At 72.2% G+C, this 18,136-nt stretch carries 14 protein-coding genes; 8 read left to right on the forward strand and 6 right to left on the reverse strand.

Translation table 11 applies throughout. From position 1 onward, the window contains the following. Positions 1 to 31: 31 nt before the first annotated feature. Positions 32 to 1,552, forward strand: a complete 1,521-nt coding sequence (gene ptsP / locus ACIBI9_RS31555) for a phosphoenolpyruvate--protein phosphotransferase (RefSeq protein WP_397227151.1) — start codon at positions 32 to 34, stop codon at positions 1,550 to 1,552. 73 nt (positions 1,553 to 1,625) lie between these two features. Here the strand turns inward: ptsP and ACIBI9_RS31560 are convergent, their stop codons facing one another. From ACIBI9_RS31560 to ACIBI9_RS31570, 3 genes are all read right to left on the reverse strand, one after another. Further along, positions 1,626 to 4,109: an ATP-dependent Clp protease ATP-binding subunit gene (locus ACIBI9_RS31560; RefSeq protein ID WP_397227153.1), complete on the reverse strand. Its 2,484-nt coding sequence runs from the start codon at positions 4,107 to 4,109 to the stop codon at positions 1,626 to 1,628. Between the two features lie 82 nt (positions 4,110 to 4,191). Beyond that, entirely contained in the window at positions 4,192 to 5,226 is a 1,035-nt protein-coding gene (locus tag ACIBI9_RS31565; protein ID WP_397227155.1) for an aldo/keto reductase, read from the reverse strand. A gap of 5 nt (positions 5,227 to 5,231) precedes the next feature. Continuing rightward, entirely contained in the window at positions 5,232 to 5,903 is a 672-nt protein-coding gene (locus ACIBI9_RS31570) for an SDR family oxidoreductase (protein ID WP_397227157.1), read from the reverse strand. 24 nt (positions 5,904 to 5,927) lie between these two features. Here ACIBI9_RS31570 and ACIBI9_RS31575 point away from each other — a divergent pair, with 24 nt between their 5' ends. From ACIBI9_RS31575 to ACIBI9_RS31585, 3 genes are all read left to right on the forward strand, one after another. Next, positions 5,928 to 6,620 carry an HAD family hydrolase gene (locus ACIBI9_RS31575; RefSeq protein WP_397227159.1) on the forward strand — a complete coding sequence of 231 codons (693 nt, stop codon included), beginning with the start codon at positions 5,928 to 5,930 and terminating at the stop codon, positions 6,618 to 6,620. Positions 6,621 to 6,683: 63 nt separating this feature from the next. Beyond that, positions 6,684 to 8,108 carry an NADP-dependent phosphogluconate dehydrogenase gene (gene gndA / locus ACIBI9_RS31580; RefSeq protein ID WP_397227161.1) on the forward strand — a complete coding sequence of 475 codons (1,425 nt, stop codon included), beginning with the start codon at positions 6,684 to 6,686 and terminating at the stop codon, positions 8,106 to 8,108. 96 nt (positions 8,109 to 8,204) lie between these two features. Next, complete coding sequence (locus ACIBI9_RS31585; RefSeq protein ID WP_397227163.1) at positions 8,205 to 8,555, forward strand: VOC family protein; 351 nt, start codon at positions 8,205 to 8,207, stop codon at positions 8,553 to 8,555. A 28-nt stretch (positions 8,556 to 8,583) separates the two neighbouring features. Here ACIBI9_RS31585 and ACIBI9_RS31590 read toward each other — a convergent pair whose 3' ends face one another. Both ACIBI9_RS31590 and ACIBI9_RS31595 read right to left on the reverse strand, forming a co-directional pair. Then, entirely contained in the window at positions 8,584 to 9,669 is a 1,086-nt protein-coding gene (locus tag ACIBI9_RS31590) for a helix-turn-helix domain-containing protein (protein WP_397227165.1), read from the reverse strand. Positions 9,670 to 9,726: 57 nt separating this feature from the next. Next, positions 9,727 to 10,500, reverse strand: a complete 774-nt coding sequence (locus tag ACIBI9_RS31595) for an acyl-CoA thioesterase domain-containing protein (protein ID WP_397227168.1) — start codon at positions 10,498 to 10,500, stop codon at positions 9,727 to 9,729. Between the two features lie 350 nt (positions 10,501 to 10,850). Here ACIBI9_RS31595 and ACIBI9_RS31600 point away from each other — a divergent pair, with 350 nt between their 5' ends. The 4 genes from ACIBI9_RS31600 (at position 10,851) to ACIBI9_RS31615 (ending at position 17,292) form a co-directional block, all read left to right on the forward strand. Continuing rightward, complete coding sequence (locus ACIBI9_RS31600) at positions 10,851 to 14,345, forward strand: PQQ-binding-like beta-propeller repeat protein (protein WP_397227171.1); 3,495 nt, start codon at positions 10,851 to 10,853, stop codon at positions 14,343 to 14,345. Between the two features lie 5 nt (positions 14,346 to 14,350). After that, positions 14,351 to 15,631 (forward strand): hypothetical protein, encoded by a 1,281-nt coding sequence (locus ACIBI9_RS31605; protein ID WP_397227173.1) that lies wholly within the window; start codon positions 14,351 to 14,353, stop codon positions 15,629 to 15,631. Positions 15,632 to 15,734: 103 nt separating this feature from the next. Then, complete coding sequence (locus ACIBI9_RS31610; RefSeq protein ID WP_397227175.1) at positions 15,735 to 16,811, forward strand: epoxide hydrolase family protein; 1,077 nt, start codon at positions 15,735 to 15,737, stop codon at positions 16,809 to 16,811. A gap of 49 nt (positions 16,812 to 16,860) precedes the next feature. Further along, a complete protein-coding gene (locus ACIBI9_RS31615) occupies positions 16,861 to 17,292 on the forward strand; it encodes a type II toxin-antitoxin system PemK/MazF family toxin (protein ID WP_397227177.1) in 432 nt (143 codons plus the stop codon). 15 nt (positions 17,293 to 17,307) lie between these two features. Here ACIBI9_RS31615 and ACIBI9_RS31620 read toward each other — a convergent pair whose 3' ends face one another. Further along, complete coding sequence (locus ACIBI9_RS31620; RefSeq protein WP_397227179.1) at positions 17,308 to 18,117, reverse strand: alpha/beta hydrolase; 810 nt, start codon at positions 18,115 to 18,117, stop codon at positions 17,308 to 17,310. Between the last annotated feature and the right edge of the window lie 19 nt (positions 18,118 to 18,136).

The raw sequence follows: 18,136 nt of genomic DNA on the forward strand, positions 1-18,136 counted from the left end.
CCGGGGGCGGGCGGCGGGGCCGACGATGCGGATGGCCGCCCCTCCGACGCTGCCCCCGCCGCGCCCGGTCACCGATCCGGCCGCCGAGGCGTCCGCCGTGGCCGGCGCACTGGAGGCGGTCGCCGCCGACCTCACCCGCCGCGCCGCCGGCGCCTCAGGGGAGGCGGCGGACATCCTCGAGGCGCTGGCCATGATCGCCGACGACCCGATGCTGCTGGAGGACGCCCAGGCCCGGACTCGGGACGGCATGGACGCCGCCCACGCCCTGGACGCGGCCTTCGTCCAGCACCGGGACACGCTGGCCGCGCTCGGCGGCTACCTGGCCGAGCGGGCCGCCGACCTCGACGACCTCAAGCACCGGGCCGTGGCGTTCGCGCTCGGCCTCCCCATGCCGGGGCTCCCCTCCCCCGGCCACCCGTACGTGCTCGTGGCCGAGGACCTCTCCCCCGCCGACACCGCGGGCCTGGGCCCGGACGTGCTGGCGCTGGTGACCGAGCGGGGCGGGCCGACGAGCCACACCGCGATCCTCGCCCGCGGCCGGGGCCTGCCCGCCGTGGTGGCCTGCAAAAGGATCGTGGACGTCCCGGACGGCACCGTGGTCGGCGTGGACGGCGGCACCGGCGAGCTCGCCGTCGGCCTCACCGAGGAGGAGGCCGCCGAGGTCCGGGAGGCCGACCGCGCGGAGCGGGCCAGGCTGGCGGCCGGCCGCGGCCCGGGCCGCACGGCGGACGGCCATCCGGTGAAGCTGCTGCTCAACATCGGCTCGGCCGAGGACCTGCGGCCGGGCGCCGAGGGGGTCGGGCTGTTCAGGACGGAGTTCCTGTTCCTGGACCGTACGACGGCGCCGTCGTACGAGGAGCAGGTGGCCGCGTACGCGGAGGTGTTCGCGCAGGCGGAGAGCGTGATCGTGCGGACGCTCGACGCGGGCACCGACAAGCCCCTGCCCTTCCTCGGCCTGCCCGGCGAGCCGAACCCGGCCCTCGGCGTACGCGGCCTGCGCGTGGACCGGCTGCTGCCGGACGTCCTGGACACCCAGCTCGACGCCATCGCCGAGGCGGCCCGCAAGACGGGCGCGGAGGCGTGGGTGATGGCGCCCATGGTCACCACGATGGCGGAGGCGACCGGGTTCGCGCGGCGCGCCCGTGCCAAGGGCATCGCCAGGGTGGGCGCGATGATCGAGGTCCCGGCGGCGGCGCTGCGGGCCGGGCGGCTGCTGCAGGAGGTGGACTTCCTCAGCATCGGCACCAACGACCTGGCCCAGTACACCTTCGCCGCCGACCGCCAGCACTCCGCCCTCGCCGACCTGCTCGACCCGCGCCAGCCCGCGCTGCTGGAGCTGATCGCCATGTGCGCCGAGGCGGGTCAGGAGGCGGGCAAGCCGGTCGGGGTGTGCGGGGAGGCGGCCGGAGATCCGCTGCTCGCGCCCCTGCTGGTGGGGCTCGGCGTGACCAGCCTGTCCATGGCCCCGGTGTGTGTACCCGCCGTACGCGAAGCCCTGGCAGGCCTCACGCTGGCCGAATGCCGCGCCCGCGCCACCGCGGCCCGCACCTGACCGCCTCCGCCGAAGGACCCCGGCCACGCGCGGCCGCTCGCCTCCGCCGAAGGACACCAGCCGGGTGCGGTGGTCAGGTGGTGGGCTGGGGGGCGGTGGCGCGGAAGGTGAGGTGGTCGCCCTCGACGTCCGCCGACACCCGGCCCCCCTCCTCCACCTCGCCGGTCAGCAGCATCGTGGCCAGCCGGTTGTCCACCTCCCGCTGCACCGTCCGGCGCAGCGGCCGGGCGCCGAACTCGGGCTGGTAGCCGCGCTCCGCCAGCCAGTCCTTGGCCGCGTCCGTGACCTCCAGCGCGATGCCCTGCCCGCGCAGCCGCTGCCGGGTGCGCTCCAGCATCAGGTCCACGATCTGGCGCAGCTGCTCCTTCTCCAGCCGCTTGAAGATGATCGTCTCGTCGATGCGGTTGAGCAGCTCCGGCCGGAGCGAGTGCCGCAGCAGGTCCATGAGCCGGTCTTCGAGGTCCTTGACGTCGCCCGGCGAGTCCAGGATGAGCTGGGCGCCGATGTTGCTGGTCATGATGACGATCGTGTTGGTGAAGTCGACCGTGCGGCCCTGGCCGTCGGTGAGGCGGCCGTCGTCGAGCATCTGCAGCAGGATGTTCATGACGTCCGGGTGGGCCTTCTCGATCTCGTCCAGCAGGATCACGCCGTGCGGGCGGCGGCGGACGGCCTCGGTGAGCTGGCCGGCCTCCTCGTACCCGACATATCCGGGCGGCGCGCCGATGAGGCGGGAGACCGTGTGCCGCTCCTGGAACTCGCTCATGTCGATGCGCACCATGTGCTCCTCGCCACCGAACAGCGCCGCGGCCAGCGCCCTGGCCAGCTCCGTCTTGCCGACCCCCGTCGGTCCGAGGAACAGGAAGCTGCCGATCGGGCGGTTCGGGTCCTTCAGGCCCGCCCGCGCCCTGCGTACGGCCTCCGCGATGGCGGTGACGGCCTCGTCCTGGCCGATCACGCGCTCGTGCAGGTGCTCCTCCAGGCGCATCAGGCGCTCGCGCTCCTGCTGGGTGAGCTGCGTGACCGGGATGCCGGTGCGGCGGGAGACGATCTCGGCGATGTCCTCGACCGTGACCAGGGGCACGCTGTCCGTGCCGTGCCTGGCGCGTTCGACCTCCGGCCTGATCTTGTCGATCTGCGTGGTGAGGTCCTTGGCGCGGTCGAAGTCCTCGGCGGAGACGGCCTGGTCCTTGTCCCGGCGCAGCGCGTCGAGCCGTTCCTCCAGCTCCCGTACGTCGGCGCCGGGCGTGCGCGAGCGCAGCCGCACCCGGGCGCCGGCCTGGTCCATGAGGTCGATGGCCTTGTCGGGCAGGAACCGGTCGGAGACGTAGCGGTCGGACAGGTTCGCGGCGGCGTCGAGCGCCTCGTCGGTGATGCGGACCTGGTGGTGCGCCTCGTACGCGTCCCGCAGCCCGGCCAGGATCTCGACCGTCTCCTCCACGGTCGGCTCGGAGACCAGGATGGGCTGGAAGCGGCGTTCGAGCGCGGCGTCCTTCTCGATGTTCTTGCGGTACTCGTCGATCGTGGTGGCCGCGATGACATGCAGCTCGCCGCGGGCCAGGGCGGGCTTGAGGATGTTGGCCGCGTCCATGGCGCCTTCGGCGGCGCCCGCGCCGACCAGGTTGTGGACCTCGTCGATGAAGACGATGACCTCGTCGGAGTGCGCGCGCACCTCGTCGATGACCTTCTTGATGCGCTCCTCGAACTCGCCCCGGTACTTCGTCCCGGCCACCATGCCGGTCAGGTCGAGGCCGACGACGCGCCGGTCCTTCAGCGTGTCGGGGACGCTGTTGTTCACGATGCGCTGGGCGATGCCCTCGACGATCGCGGTCTTGCCGACGCCCGGCTCGCCGATCAGGCACGGGTTGTTCTTGGTACGGCGCGACAGCACCTCGATGGCCTGCTCGATCTCCTCCTCGCGGCCCACGACCGGGTCGAGCTTGCCCTGCCTGGCCTCCTCGGTCATGTCCCTGCCGTACTCGTCGAGCGTCGGCGTGTCGCTCTGGCGGCGCGGCTCGCCGTCGGTCCGGCGCGGGACGGCCATCATGGCCTCCTGCAGCTCGTTCGCGGAGACGCCCTGATCCTGGAGGATCCGGGCGGCGCTGGAGTCGGGGCGCGCGGCGATCGCGAGCAGCAGGTGCTCGGGCCCGATGTACGACGAGCGCAGGGCACGCGAGATCCGCTGGGCGTCGAGGATGGCCCTCTTGGCGGCCGGTGAGAGCGTGGCGGGCGGCTCGCCGGCCTCGCCGGGCCCGGCCACCTCGTCGATGCGGTCGCGTACCCGGCCCACGTCCACCCCGGCCGTGCGCAGCGTGTTGCGGACGGCGTCGTCCTCCGTCAGGGCGTCGAGGATGTCGAGCACGTCCAGGTCGGGGGCGCCGCGCTGACCGGCGGCGTCCATGGCCCGCGCCAGGACCTCCCTCGCTGGGGCCGACAGCAGCCGGCCGACGTCCACCCTCTGCACGCCGGGCCGGGTCGGCGGCCAGGTCTCCATGCCGCCGAACACCCGGCCCGTGAGCTCTTCGAACCCTCTGAACGGGTCCCCGCCGAAAAACGACATAGCATGTCCCCCCTCGATTCGGGGGACACCTACCGCGGATGCCGAAAGTCACACCCAGCGCCAGGCAAAGCCTGAGGCCCGGTCAGGGACGTCTGCGCAGGCCCGCGTCGCCCAGCTCCGGCGGCTGCCAGCCCCGGTCGGCGGGGTTGAGCGTGACGCCCGGCGGGACGATCTCGTCGATCCTGTCGAGCACGTCGTCGCTCAGGCGCACGTCGGCGGCCTTGAGCTGGCCCTCCAGGTGTTCCATGGTGCGCGGCCCGATGATGGCCGAGGTCACCGCCCGGTGCCTGATCGTGAACGCGATCGCCAGCTCGACCAGCGTGATGCCCGCCTCCTCGGCCAGCACGGCGAGCTGCTCGACGGCGTCCAGCTTGCGCTGGTTGACCTCCTTGGTCATGTCGTACCGCTCGGGCAGCCGGGACGCCCTGCGCGTCTGCGGCTGCTCCTGCCCCTTGCGGTAGCGGCCGCTCAGCCAGCCGCCGGCCAGCGGGCTCCACACGATGACGCCCATGCCGTACTTCTCGGCCACGGGCAGCACGTCGGCCTCGATGCCGCGGACGAGCGGCGAGTACGGCGGCTGCTCGCACACGAACCGTTCGAGCGAGCGCCGCTCCGACGCCCACTGGGCCTCGACGATCTGGTGCGCGGGGAAGGTGGAGCTGCCGATGTAGCGGATCTTGCCCTGCCGTACGAGGTCCGTGAGCGCGCCGAGGGTCTCCTCGATGTCGGTGGCCGGGTCGGGGCGGTGGATCTGGTAGAGGTCGATCCAGTCGGTGCCCAGGCGGCGCAGGCTGTTCTCGACCTCCTGGATGATCCAGCGGCGGGAGTTGCCCTGCTGGTTGGGGCCTTCGCCCATGACGCCGTGGACCTTGGTGGCCAGCACCACGTCGTCGCGTCTGCCCGACTTGGCGAGCGCCTGGCCGACGAACTCCTCCGACTGGCCCTGGGCGTAGACGTCGGCGGTGTCGATGAAGTTGATGCCCGAGTCGAGCGCCCGATCGATGATCCTGGCGCACTCCGCGGGGTCGGATTCACCCCATCCGCCGAACATCATCGCCCCCAGGCAGAGCGGGCTGACCTTGAGTCCAGTACGTCCAAGTGCGCGATATTCAGTCACAGAAATCACTCTGTCCCAAGGAGGGTCTTGATGGGCGTGTCCCCGGAGACGAGTTCCAGGGTCCTGCGGACCGTACCGGGGGCTTCCAGCAGGGCCACGATGACGGCGGCCACGTCGTCGCGCGGCACCGCCCCCGGCTGGACCTCGGGGGCCAGCCGCACCAGCCCCGTGCCGGGCTCGTCGGTCAGCCGCCCGGGCCGCCGCTGGTCGCGTATTCTCGCGGGGACTTCGTCGCTACGGTCCTCTCCGTACGAAGGGGCGCGCAGGTCCTCCTCGGCCTCGGTCTTGGCCTTGATGTACGCGGCCCAGACCTCGTCGCCACCCCGCGGCGGTTTGCCCGCGCCCATGGAGGAGACCTGGATGAACCGCCGCACCCCCGCGCGCTCGGCGGCGTCGGCCAGCAGCACGGACGCGGCCCGGTCCACGGTGTCCTTGCGGGCCGTGCCGCTGCCGGGACCGGCTCCGGCCGCGAAGACCACCGCGTCGGCGCCCTCGGCGATCGCCGCCACCTCTTCGACGGTCGCCCGCTCCAGGTCGCACACCACGGCCTCGGCTCCGATGGCCTCGACGTCGGCGACATGCGCCGGATTGCGTACGATGCCGACCGCGCCGGACTTGAGCCGTTCCTCCAGGCGTAGGGCGATCTTCCCGTGACCACCCGCGATGATGATCCGCATAGTGCCTCATGGTGTCATGGACCCATGAGCGAGTTTCCGGAGGCCCCGACGCCCGCGTTCCTCTTCGACCTGGACGGCACCCTGATCGACAGCGTCTACCAGCACGTCATCGCGTGGCGGCAGGCACTGTCGAGCATGGGGATCGACCTGTCGGTGTGGCGGATCCACCGGCGCATCGGCATGAGCGGCGGGCTGTTCGTCAGCGCGCTGCTGCGCGAGACCGGGCTGAAGCTGACGCGGGAGCAGATCGACCAGTTGCAGACCACGCACATGGAGGCGTACGAGCAGCAGGTCCACTCCGTCCGGCCGCTGCCCGGCGCGGCGGAGCTGCTGTCGGAGCTGTCCTCGCGCGGCGTGCCGTGGGCGATCGCCACCAGCGGGTACGCCCGCACGGCGCGGCTCGCGCTGGGCATGCTGGGCCTGCCGGACGACACCCCGATGATCACGCGTGACATGGTGCGCAGGGCGAAGCCGGACCCCGACCTGTTCCTGGCCGGTGCGGCACTGGTCCGGGTGGACCCGGCGCATGCCATGGTGGTGGGCGACAGCGTCTGGGACCTGCTCGCCGCCCGCCGGGCCGGCGCGCTGGGCATCGGGCTGCAGTCCGGTGGGTACGGCAGGGACGAGCTCGAACGCGCCGGCGCCTTCAGGGTCTACGCCGATCCGGCTGACATGCTGGACAGGCTCGACGAGCTGGGCGTCCGGCAGTCGGACTGATGTTGGAATATCCCTTGGAACCACCGAGCTGGATCATGCGTATCCCCCACAAAGGAGCTTGAGATGGACTTGGCAGACATCGGCGTCACCGGCCTGGCCACCATGGGGCGCAACCTGGCCCGCAACCTGGCCAGGCACGGATACGCGGTAGCCGTGCACAACCGCACATATGGGCGCACGCAGCAGCTGGTCAAGGAGTTCGGCGGGGAGGGCACGTTCGTCCCGTCCGAGGACCTGGCCGCCTTCGTGGCCTCGCTGAAGCGACCACGGCGGGCGATCATCATGGTGAAGGCGGGGGCGGGCACCGACGCGGTGATCGACCAGCTCGCCGACCTGATGGAGCCGGGCGACATGATCGTCGACGGCGGCAACGCGCACTTCGACGACACCCGGCGGCGCGAGGCGGCGCTGCGCGAGCGCGGCCTGCACTTCGTCGGCACCGGCATCTCGGGCGGCGAGGAAGGCGCGCTGAACGGGCCCAGCATCATGCCGGGCGGCTCGAAGGAGTCGTGGGAGGCGCTCGGCCCGATCCTGCAGGACATCTCGGCCAAGGTGGACGGGGTGCCGTGCTGCGTCCACGTCGGCCCCGACGGGGCCGGACATTTCGTGAAAATGGTCCACAACGGCATCGAGTATTCGGACATGCAGCTCATCGCCGAGTCGTACGACCTGCTGCGCCAGGCCCTGGGCGCGACTCCGGCCGAGCTGGCCTCGGTGTTCCGCGAGTGGAACCGGGGCGAGCTGGACTCGTACCTGATCGAGATCACCGCCGAGGTGCTCGACCAGGTGGACGCCGAGACGGGCAAGCCGTTCGTGGACGTCGTGGTGGACCAGGCCGAGCAGAAGGGCACCGGCCGCTGGACCGTCCAGAGCGCGCTCGACCTGGGCGTGCCGGTGACGGGCATCGCGGAGGCGACCTTCGCCCGCGCCCTGTCCGGCCACCCGGAGCAGCGCGCCGCCGCCGCGTCGCTGCAGGGGCCCGCCCTTTCCGGGGTCGGGGGCCGCGAGCTGGTGGAGGACGTGCGGCAGGCCCTGTACGCGTCCAAGATCGTCGCCTACGCGCAGGGCTTCGACCAGATGGCCGCCGCCTCCCGTGAGTACGGCTGGGACCTCGACCTGGGGGCCATGGCCACGATCTGGCGCGGCGGGTGCATCATCCGGGCCAAGTTCCTGGACCGGATCCGGGCCGCGTACGACGCCAACCCGGCCCTGCCGACCCTGCTGGCCGACCCGACCTTCGCGGCCGCGCTGGACGCGGGGCAGGAGGCCTGGCGGCGCGTGGTGACGACGGCGGTGCAGATCGGCGTGCCCACGCCCGGCTTCTCCTCGGCGCTGGCCTACTACGACGGCCTCCGCCGCGACCGCCTCCCGGCCGCGCTGGTCCAGGGGCTGCGCGACTACTTCGGCGCCCACACCTACCGCCGGGTGGACAAGGACGGCTCCTTCCACACGGACTGGTCCGGCGACCGCACCGAACACCCGGCCTGACCCACACCTCACCACCGCCACCCGCGCCGGGGTGCGGATGGCGGTGGTGCAAGGATGTTCAAGACCCGGCCGCCCCTTCGCCGCGAGGCTGGGCGCATGACAGCGACACTCACCTCCATCGTCATCGACTGTGCCGACCCCGCCGCACTGGCGTCCTTCTACGCCCGGGCCACCGGCTGGCGGATCACCTCGGACGACCCCGACTTCGTCACCCTCGAGGGCGGCCCGGTCTCGGTCGGTTTCCAGCGGATCGACGGCTACCAGGGCCCTGCCTGGCCGGACAGCGGCAAGCACGCGCACCTCGACTTCACGGTCGCCGACGTCGAGGCCGCCATGAAGGAACTGGCCGAGCTCGGCGCCACCGTGCCCGACTTCCAGCCGGGCGGCAGCGACTGGACCGTGCTCCTCGACCCCGAAGGTCACCCCTTCTGCGTCATGAGCGGCTGACTCGTCCGGTGTCCCCTCGCGTTCTCCGTCAGGGAGCGCGGGGGGCGAGCAGGCGGCGCAGGGCGGTCGGGGTGTGGCCGACGTGGTGGCGGATCGTACGGGTGAGGTGGGCCTGGTCGGCGAACCCGAGGTCGGCGGCCAGCCCGGCCAGGCTCGGCTCGCCGTCCTCCAGCCGGTCGAGCGCCCGGCCCACGCGCACGCGGTTGCGGTAGTGGGTCAGGGAGACGCCCAGCTCCCGGGTGAACGCCCGGCTGAGCTGGTACGGCGAGACTGCCAGGAGCTCCGCCAGCGACATCAGCCCACCGGCCGCCGGATGATCGGCGGCGATGGCCTCCCGAGCGGCGTCGGCGATCGCCGCACCGGATCTCGGCACGCCGCCACCCCGGGAGCGGCCCGCCGGAGAAGGTCTCCCCTTGGCCGCATGCGCCTTGGCGACGCTCCGATCCCTGGTGGTAAGACCTCCGGCGTCGGCCGTCCGGGAAGCGGGCGCCACGGCGTCGTCGGTATCGGAGCCGCCCGGCCGAGGGACGGGCATCACCCTGGCGGTCGCCTCAGCACCGCCCGGCCGGACAGCGGGCGCTTCGGGGCTGTCCGGCCCGAGGGCGGGCGGCTCCGTGTTGCCCGTCGTCTCGGTGGCACCCGAGCCGGAGGAGGCCGGCGTGGGCGCTGGGGTGAGTTGGGCGAGGGTGGCGCCGATGAGGGAGAGCAGGGACTCGGCCAGCTCGAAAGCCGTGTCCCCGCCCCGCGCCGCCGCGAGGACCCGCCGGTGGGCGAGGTCGAGGCGGGCGTCCACGTAAAGGGTCGGCCGGGTAGGCGTGCCCTCCCCGGCGAGGGTGCGCCACAGCTCGGGGGTCAAGGACACCGAGGTGCACACGTCGCCGCCCGCCGGGTGGGCGAAGTGCTCCTCCTCGCCGGGCACCCCGAGGTAGGCCATCGTCGGGTCGATCACGGCGGCCCGGCCGTCGGCCTTGCGCCGGAACAGGCCGCGGCGCACCAGCACCAGGCGGTGCCCTGAGCCCAGCTCCGCCGCCGACCACCCGCGATGGTCATCGAGGCAGGTCACGGCATCGAGCCGGAACCCGTCCCCGGCGGCGAGACGCACAGCTGAACGCACCCGCGCAACGTTACGCCGCGGGTACGACAATCTCCGGCGGGCACGAGGCCGGTCCGCCTAGCGGCCGCCGATGCCGATCGTGTTGGCGACCGCCGTGACCACGCAGAACCCGAACGGCCCGTTCGTGTCGTGCATGGTGACCTGCCCCGTGGCGACCCCGTCGGCGGAGAGGTGGCCGGTGGCCTCGACCCCGATCAGCTCCGCGGACGGGAGCCGGGCGAGCGTCAGCGTGTAGTCGGCGTTGATGAAGCGCAGCCCCTCCACCCCGGAGTTGCTCAGCGGGCTGGCGAAGTCGGCGGCCAGCGCCGCGCGTACGAACGGCGTCAAAGGCTCCTCGTCCACCAGCGGATACGACTCCCGCAGCCACACCCGCCCCGGCCCCGGCGCCGCCCACTCCGTCACGCGCCACAGGTCGAACGGCGGCTTCCACGTGGCTTGCCCGTCGACCGGCGCCTCGGAGGGCGCGGGCGTGTCCCACGGGGGCGTGACGAACGTCTGCTCCCCCTCCGGCTGCTCGCCCTGCCGCAGCAGCACGGCGCCGGCCCGCCCGATCACCCCCTGCTCGGTGATGATCACCGCGTCGGCCACGAGGATCCTGCGCCCGGCCCTGACCAGCGAGGTCTCCACCGTGACCGGCACCATCGGGCTGTTGCGGAACAGGTCGACCGTCAGGCGGGCGAAGTGCAGCCCCGGCTGGGCGTAGCGCCGCTCGATGGCGCGGGCGGCGAGCCCGCCGAGCAGGCGGCCGTGGAGCATGTCGGGGGACCAGGGACCTCGGGCGTGCGGCGCGGGCACCAGCTCGCCCTGCTTCTGGGTGAAGAACGCTGACACAGAATCAGATTCTAGAGGAAAGCCGCCGTTCACCAAGGGCACGAGCCGGACCGCCGCGCTGTGGCCGGCATCCCGGTCCGCCCATGAACTCATGGGGCGCACAGAGTGAACATCTGTGCCGAGAGTGGCTCCCTGAAGAGCAACTTGTCTAGCTTTCTTCCATGTCCCTTATATCCCATTCCTTATCGCGATGCGTCCGCGCCGTCGCCGCGTTCACCGCAGCGCTGGCCGTCACCCTCGGAGTCTTGGCTGGTCCAGCCGCCGCCCATCTGGCGCCCACGCACGGCGAGCTGGTCGTGAGTGGCACCAACGAGATAACAAGCGGTCGCTTGGTTGTGCACAGGGAGGTCGTGTCCCCTGACCGTGCCGGTGCGTGGGCGGCCGGTCTGCTCAGCGCCAACTGCCCCGTCAGCGCGCATGGCGTGTCAGGCGAGGACGGCGGCATCCCCGATGGCGTGGTCATCGAACTGGCATGGTCGTGCCCGGTGGACAGGCTGGATCTGGGCCCGCTGCTGCGCGCGGGCGGGCTGTCGCAAGTGGTCGCCGAGTTCGACGGCGCGGCGTCGACCGTGACTCCCGTGCTGCCCGTCGTCGACGGCACCGGTTCGCACGCGCCGGCCCCGATCTGGCCGCCCCTGCCGTCGCTGCCTGTCATGCTGACGGTGCTCGGCCTGCTGCTGGCGATCGCTGGACTCGTGTGGCTGCGCCGCCGTACGGGATGGGCGGGTGCCGTGGCGGCGGCAACCGTGATCGCGGTGCTCGCCCCCGGCACCGCGCAAGCTGTCGCGGAGGGCCCGCAGGCACAGAGCATGGACGCCTCGGCCAGTAGCCTCACTCTCACCACGACCGATCCGAAGGTCGGCCAGCCCATTACCTTCCGCTACGTCACCGACAAACCGAACGCGCGCAACTGGGTGGGCATCTACGGCACCGATGGCAAGCCGGGCTCCGTCGCCTCGAGGACCTGGGTGTACGCGCCGCTCGCCGAGGGAACCGTCACGCTGGACACCGGCCCGCTGGGAGAGGGCTCCTGGACCGCGTACTTCCTGGCCGACGACGGCTACGTATCCCTGAGCGACCCGGTCACGTTCACCCTGACCGGAGTCGGCTCCGACGTCGTGACCGTCGAGGGGACGGTCTTCACCGACCAGGACGGCGACGGCGTCAGGGACGCCGGTGAGAAGGGACTGCCCGGAGTGTCCGTCACCGACGGCGCCGGTTGGGCGACCACAGGAGCGGACGGAGGCTACACGCTGCCCGTCGACCGTAACCGCAGGGAGACGGACCTGGTCAGCGTCGTCTCCCCGAACGGTTACACGCCGGTCCTGCGCGACGACTTCGTGCCGGCCTTCTTCCGTGAGGTGCCCGCCGGGCGGGGACCGTTGAAGGGGCTCGACTTCGCGCTGGTCCCCGACCCCAACGCCGCCGACCCCACGGAGAAGTGGCTGATGGTCTCGGACGTCGAAGTGGGCAACCGCGACGACGACGAGGCGAAGAGCGCGCTGCCGCGCTGGCAGGGCCAGGTCGAGGCGATGGCGGAGGTACACGGCGCCACGATGACCATCACCACGGGCGATCTGACCGTGACCGACTATGCGGCCGAACCACGCCGCCAGGGTGGCTACGACATTCTGCGCGAGGGCCTTCGCAAGGGCCGGCTCGGCCACCCGTACTATCCCGTCATAGGCAACCACGACGTCGGCGGCACGGCAGCCTCCACCGGGTACGGCGGCAGCCTGGAGTACTGGCGTAGGAACGTCGGCCCGGAGTGGTACAGCTTCGACCGCAACGGACGCCACGTCGTCGTGCTGGAGGACAACTACGACGCCAGAGGATTGGCCCCGCAGCTGGAGTGGCTGCGCGAGGACCTGCGCAGGCACGCGACAGGCAAGCAGGTGCTGGTGTTCGCCCACCGCTCGCTGTTCACCCGCTGGGGACCCGGCGCCGGCATGCAGCCGACCGTCGACGAGCTGGCCAAGTATGACGTGCGGATGTTCGCCGCGGGCCACAACCAGCAGGCCGAATACCGCAGGGGCGCGTTTTCCAGGTCGGTCGAGGTCAACAACATGGGCGTCTACGGCATCGACTCTGCCAGGCCCGACTACAAGATCCTCGACTTCCGCGGGATCACCGACGACCCTGACACCCGGCGCAACGAGGACGTCGGCTACGTCACCGGCACGCACCGCCAGTTCGAGGTGGACGACGACGTCGCACTGGTCAGCCCGGCCGAGGGCAGCGTGCACGGGGCGAGGGGCGGCGTCCCTCTCGAGATCTACGCCGAGGACGACGGCCGCACCCCGGCCACGGCGGAGCTGACCGTCCGCGGCAAGAACGGCAAGGTGGCCTGGCGCGGGCGAGACCTCGAGTTCGGCCGCGAAACCAGGCCCACGGGCCGGGTCAACTGCTACGCGCCGCCGGGCGGCACCCCCGAGCCGTGCCCCAAGGCACATGTCTCCTGGACCAGGGTCAGCTCCAGGATCGCCGGGCTGCACCCCGGCTCCTACGCAGCCGAGCTCGCCATCGTGGACACGGCGGGCAAGCCGTGGCCGACGGTCAAGACTGCCTTCGACGTGGTCGCCGACGCCCGGCTCAACCAACCCCGGCTCGGCCAGGACTGGACCAGGCAGGGCGGCGGCGAGGAGGCCCGCTCATCGGCCCAGAGCGACCCGGGCGCCCGGCTCGGCCTGCGCTGGGCGGCCAGCACCGGTGAACAGTTCCACCTCAACGGCGCCGCCGTGTCGGGCGGCAAGGCGATCGTCGCCTCGCAGGCGTTCGACTCGCCGTACAGCATGATGCTCGCCTACGACGCGGCCACCGGCACGGAGGTGTGGCGCACCTACCTGGATGGCGACGCCGAGTCCTTCCCCACCGTGCACGCCGGCAAGGTGTATCTCACCACGGGCGTCGGCCGCGTCTACGCCCTCGACGCGAGGACGGGCAAAGTGGTGTGGGAGACGATCGACGACGAGCATGTCGCGGGATCGACCGTACGGCGCTACGGCCGGGCGGGCGGCCCGGTCAGCGTCTTCGACCTGCCGGACCGCGCGGTGGCGGTCTACCAGGCGTGGGACAAGGTGCTCTGCCGGGACGCGAAGACCGGCGACACCCTGCCCGGAGGGTTCGGCGCCCCCGCCGGCTGGGGCGAGTTCCACAGCGTCGCCGTACGGCGGCCCGGCTCCACCACCGCCTACCTGCACTCGGGATCGAGCCAGTCCCTGATCGCCATGGACCTGACCACCTGCAAGCAACTGTCCACCGTGAACACGGGAGGCGACCTGTTCACCCAGTCCTCGCCCGCCTTCACCGACACGGGGCTGGTGACCGCGACCTCCTCCGGCGTCCGCGGACATGACCCGCAGGACGGGGCCAAGGTCCGCTGGCACGCGAAGCTCGGCACGTCGAGCGCCTGTGAGCCGGGGCCGCCGCCGGTGACGAGCCCGGCGACCAGAGGCTCCATGGCGTACGTCGCGAGCGTGGACGGCGTCGTCAGGGCCTACGACACCGCCACCGCCACCCCCGCCACGCCGGTCTGGGAGACACCTCTCGGCTACCTGCCGGACGAGAGCCCGATGGACGACAAGTGGCGGATCGCCGCCGGGTGCGCCGCGGCGGGACCCGGGTCGCCGGCGATGCACACGCTGGCGACCGAGACCGTGGTCTACGCGACGACCTGGGACGGGCGCGTGGTCGCGATCGACCGCGCGACCGGCCGCAAGCTGTCCGAGTACAACCTGGGTGGCGGCGTGGCGTCGGCGCTGTCGGTGAGCGGCGATCTGCTGTTCGCGCTCACCGACGACGGCTCGATCCACGCTTTCGCGGCCACGAGGGTCCTCGGTCAGTGAATGCGATGTTGGCACGGGTGCTGACCCGGCTGCTCGCGGTCGCGGGTGTGACGGGGCTGACCCTGCTGGGAGCGGCGGGCCCGGGGTGGGCACACCCCTTCGGCCCGCCGCTCGCGGCGAAGGTTGCCGCGTACGGTGACACGGTCGAAGTGACCTGGTCGGCGGCGGACGACGACCTGTCGCGGCTCGACCAGGCGCTCGCGGGTCGCGGCCAGGGCGTCGGCGACTATCTCGGCCGGCACATCCAGGTGGTCCAGAACGGTGGGGCTTGCGCGCTGAAGTCGGTACGAGCGGAGTCCATCGCCGCCTCCGGCGCGGTCTTGCGCTTCCGGTGCCGAGCGGAGGTGCGTGCCGTCATCTTGAGGATCACCACGCTCACCGATCTGGACAAGGCGTACCGGACGGTGTCCACCACACCGAGCGGCGGGGGCGCGCTGCACACCGCGGCGGCACCCGCTCACGTTCTCCGCTTCGGCGGCGCATCGGCCTCCGATGCGTCCCTTCCGCCGGCCGGGCCTGCCGGGATATGGGCGGCTGAGCTGTCTTCCCTGGTGGACACTGACGTCGCGTTCCCTTTGGCGTTGCTGGTCGCGTTGGTCACAGGGGCGGCACATGCCTGCGCGCCGGGGCACGGCAAGACGCTGACGGCCGGATACCTGGTCGGGGGGAACGGCCGGATCCGCGACGCGATCCTGCTGGGCGGGGTGGTGGCGGCCATGCACACCGTGTCGGTCGCCGTGCTCGCCGTGGGGTGGTGGCTGGCCGTGGACAGCGTTCCCTCGCTGGGGGTGGTGACGCGGTGGCTCCAACTGGTGGCGTCGCTCGTTGTCGTCGGTGTCGGCCTGTTCCTCCTCGTACGGCATCTGCACAGCCATCGCGCCACACACGGACACGGACATGGGCATGGACACGGGCGCGGGCATGGACACGGGCACGGGCACGGGCACGTCGCGTCGCTTCTGACCTGGCGCGGAATCGTGACGATGGGCGTGTCGGGTGGGCTGCTGCCCTCTCCCTCGGCCTTCCTGCTGCTGCTTGCGGGACTCGTCACGGGGAAGGCGCTGCTCGCCCTCGCCATGGTGGCCGCGTTCGGCGTCGGGATGGCAGCCACCCTCGCCGGAGCCGGCATCCTCGTCCTACGAGGCAGGGATGCCCTGATGCGCGCGACGACCTCCGCCAGACTGCGCGCGTGGACCCGGAGCCTGCCACTGGCCGCCGCAGCGCTGGTGACCGCGGGCGGCCTCACAGCGACACTCATCGCAGTCGTTGCCCTCACGACATCGTAAGGAAGCCGCAGCCAGTGCAGCAGTCTCGCCGAGACCCGAGGTGTACTGCATGCACACCAGTTGCGGCCCGAATCTGACCGCATTGCCGCATAGCGTCGTCGACATGGACGAATTCGTCATCGACATATCCGAGGACCGGCTCGACGACCTGCGTGAGCGGCTGGAGCGCACCCGCTGGCCCGACGCCCTCGACGGTGTCGGCTGGTCGTACGGGGTGCCGGCCGAAGCGGTGCGCGAGCTGGCCGCGTACTGGCTCGACGGCTACTCGTGGCGCGCGCACGAGGCCAGGCTCAACGTGTTCCCGCAGTACACGACCGTGATCGACGGGCAGCGCGTGCACTTCGCGCACGTGCGCTCGCCCCGGCCCGACGCGCTGCCGCTGCTGCTGACGCACGGCTGGCCCAGCACGTTCGCGGACTTCTCCCGCGTCGCCGGGCCGCTCAGCCGGGACTTCCACCTGGTCATCCCATCCATCCCGGGGTTCGCGTTCTCGGGCCCCACGACGGAGCCGGGCTGGGGCGTGCGCCGGGTCGCCGCCGCCTGGGTGGAGCTGATGGCGCGGCTCGGCTACGAGCGGTACGGCGCGCAGGGCGGCGACTTCGGCGCCCTGGTGTCCCCGGCCGTGGCGCGGCTGGCCCCCGAACGGGTGGCCGGCGTGCACGTGAACGCGCTCACCGCGTTCGTCACCGACGACATGTCGGGGCTGACCGAGGCCGAGATGGAGCGGGCCCGGGGCGTGGAGCGGTGGCAGAAGGAGTTCTCCGGGTACGCCGCCGTCCAGGGCACCAGGCCGCAGACGCTCGCGTACGCCCTGGCGGACTCGCCGGCCGGGCTGCTCGGCTGGACCCTCGACGCGTTCGCCTCCTGGGGGCGGGACGCCGGCGGGGTGGCCGCCGACGACGTCCTCACCGACGTCACCATCCTCTGGCTCACCGGCACCGCCGGATCCTCCACCCGGATCTACCGGGAGAGCGGCGGCGACTGGGCGGTGCCGGACGCGCCGGGCAAGACCCCGACGGGCGTGGCGGTCTTCCCCGGGGACAGCACGGTCCGGCGGTACGCCGAGCGGGCGCACAACGTGGTGCACTGGTCGGAGTTCGCGGCGGGCGGCCACTACGCCGCCCTGGAGGCCCCCGACCTGCTGGCCGCCGACATCAGGACCTTCTTCGCGGGGCTGTGAACACCCCACCTGGCTGGATTTCGGCGGCGCGCCGCCGTAGGCTCCCCCAATGCGCGATCTAGGTGAGGACCCCCGACCCGTCCGGGGCGCGGTACGCGAGATCCACTCCCTCGGCGACTCGGCCACCCTGTCCTACTCCCCCGACCTCGACGGCCTGGCCGACCCGGGGGAGATCGTCTGGGCCTGGGTCCCTTACGAGGAGGACCCGTCCCGCGGCAAGGACCGTCCCCTACTGATCGTGGGCCGGACCGGGCGCAGGCTCCTCGGCGTGATGCTGTCCAGCAAGGGCGACGACGGGCCCGACTGGGTGGAGCTCGGCGCCTGGGGCCGGGACGGGCGGGTGTCGCACGTGCGGCTGGACCGGGTGTTCGTGCTGGACGAGGACGACATCCGGCGCGAGGGCGCGGTGCTCGACGGCGACCGCTTCGCGCGGGTGGCGGCCCGGCTCATGAAGAGCTACGGCTGGGACGCCGCCCGATAGCCTCATCACGGCGCGTCACCCCATGAATCCCGCGTGGCCGAGCCAGTCGAGATACCGGTCGGTCCACGAGCTGCTCGGCGGGCCGGGCGGGGCCGCGGCGAACCTGTGGCCGCCCGTGGCGTAGACGTGCATCTCGGCCGAGCGGCCGGCGGCGTGCCAGGCCGCGTACAGCGCGAGACAGGACGACACGACCCCCTCGCCCACGTCGTCACTGGCGAACGAGATGAACAGCGGCGGCGCGTCCGGCGGCACGGTGTACGGGTCGAAGAAGGTGCCGTAGATCGGCGCGGCGAAGTCGGGCCGGGTGTCCGCGTCGTAGCCCGTCGCGGTGGCGGTCGTGAGCAGGCCGCCCGCGGAGAAGCCCATGATCCCGATGCGCCGCGGGTCGACGCCCCAGGTGGCGGCCCGCTCGCGGACGACGCGCATGGCCAGGAGGGCATCGTCCTTGGCGACGCGGGCGTGCGTCTTGATGGCGTCCATGATGCCGTTCATCACCATCCGCACGAATTCGCCGTCGTCGCGCGGCGTCGGCATCAGGTGATATCTAAGGACGAACACGGTCAGGCCCGGCTCTGTGAGCCGGCGCACGATGCCCTCGATCTCGGGGTCGTCCCAGTGGGGAAGGGTGGCGAAGCTGCCGCCGGGGCAGAGGATCACACCGGTGCCCGTCGCGACGGACGGGTCAGGGGTGTGGACGGTCAGCGAAGGGGCTCGCACGTTGCGGATCAGCCGGAGTTTCCCAGGGGCCGCGACCTCGGGGAGGAAGGTCTCGTGGCCGAGCATCGCCTCCTGCGAGGCGCCCTCCCACAAGGGGATGAATTCCATGGTGCTGCCTGCTCTCGTG

The sequence above is a fragment of the Nonomuraea sp. NPDC050451 genome (assembly GCF_044458585.1).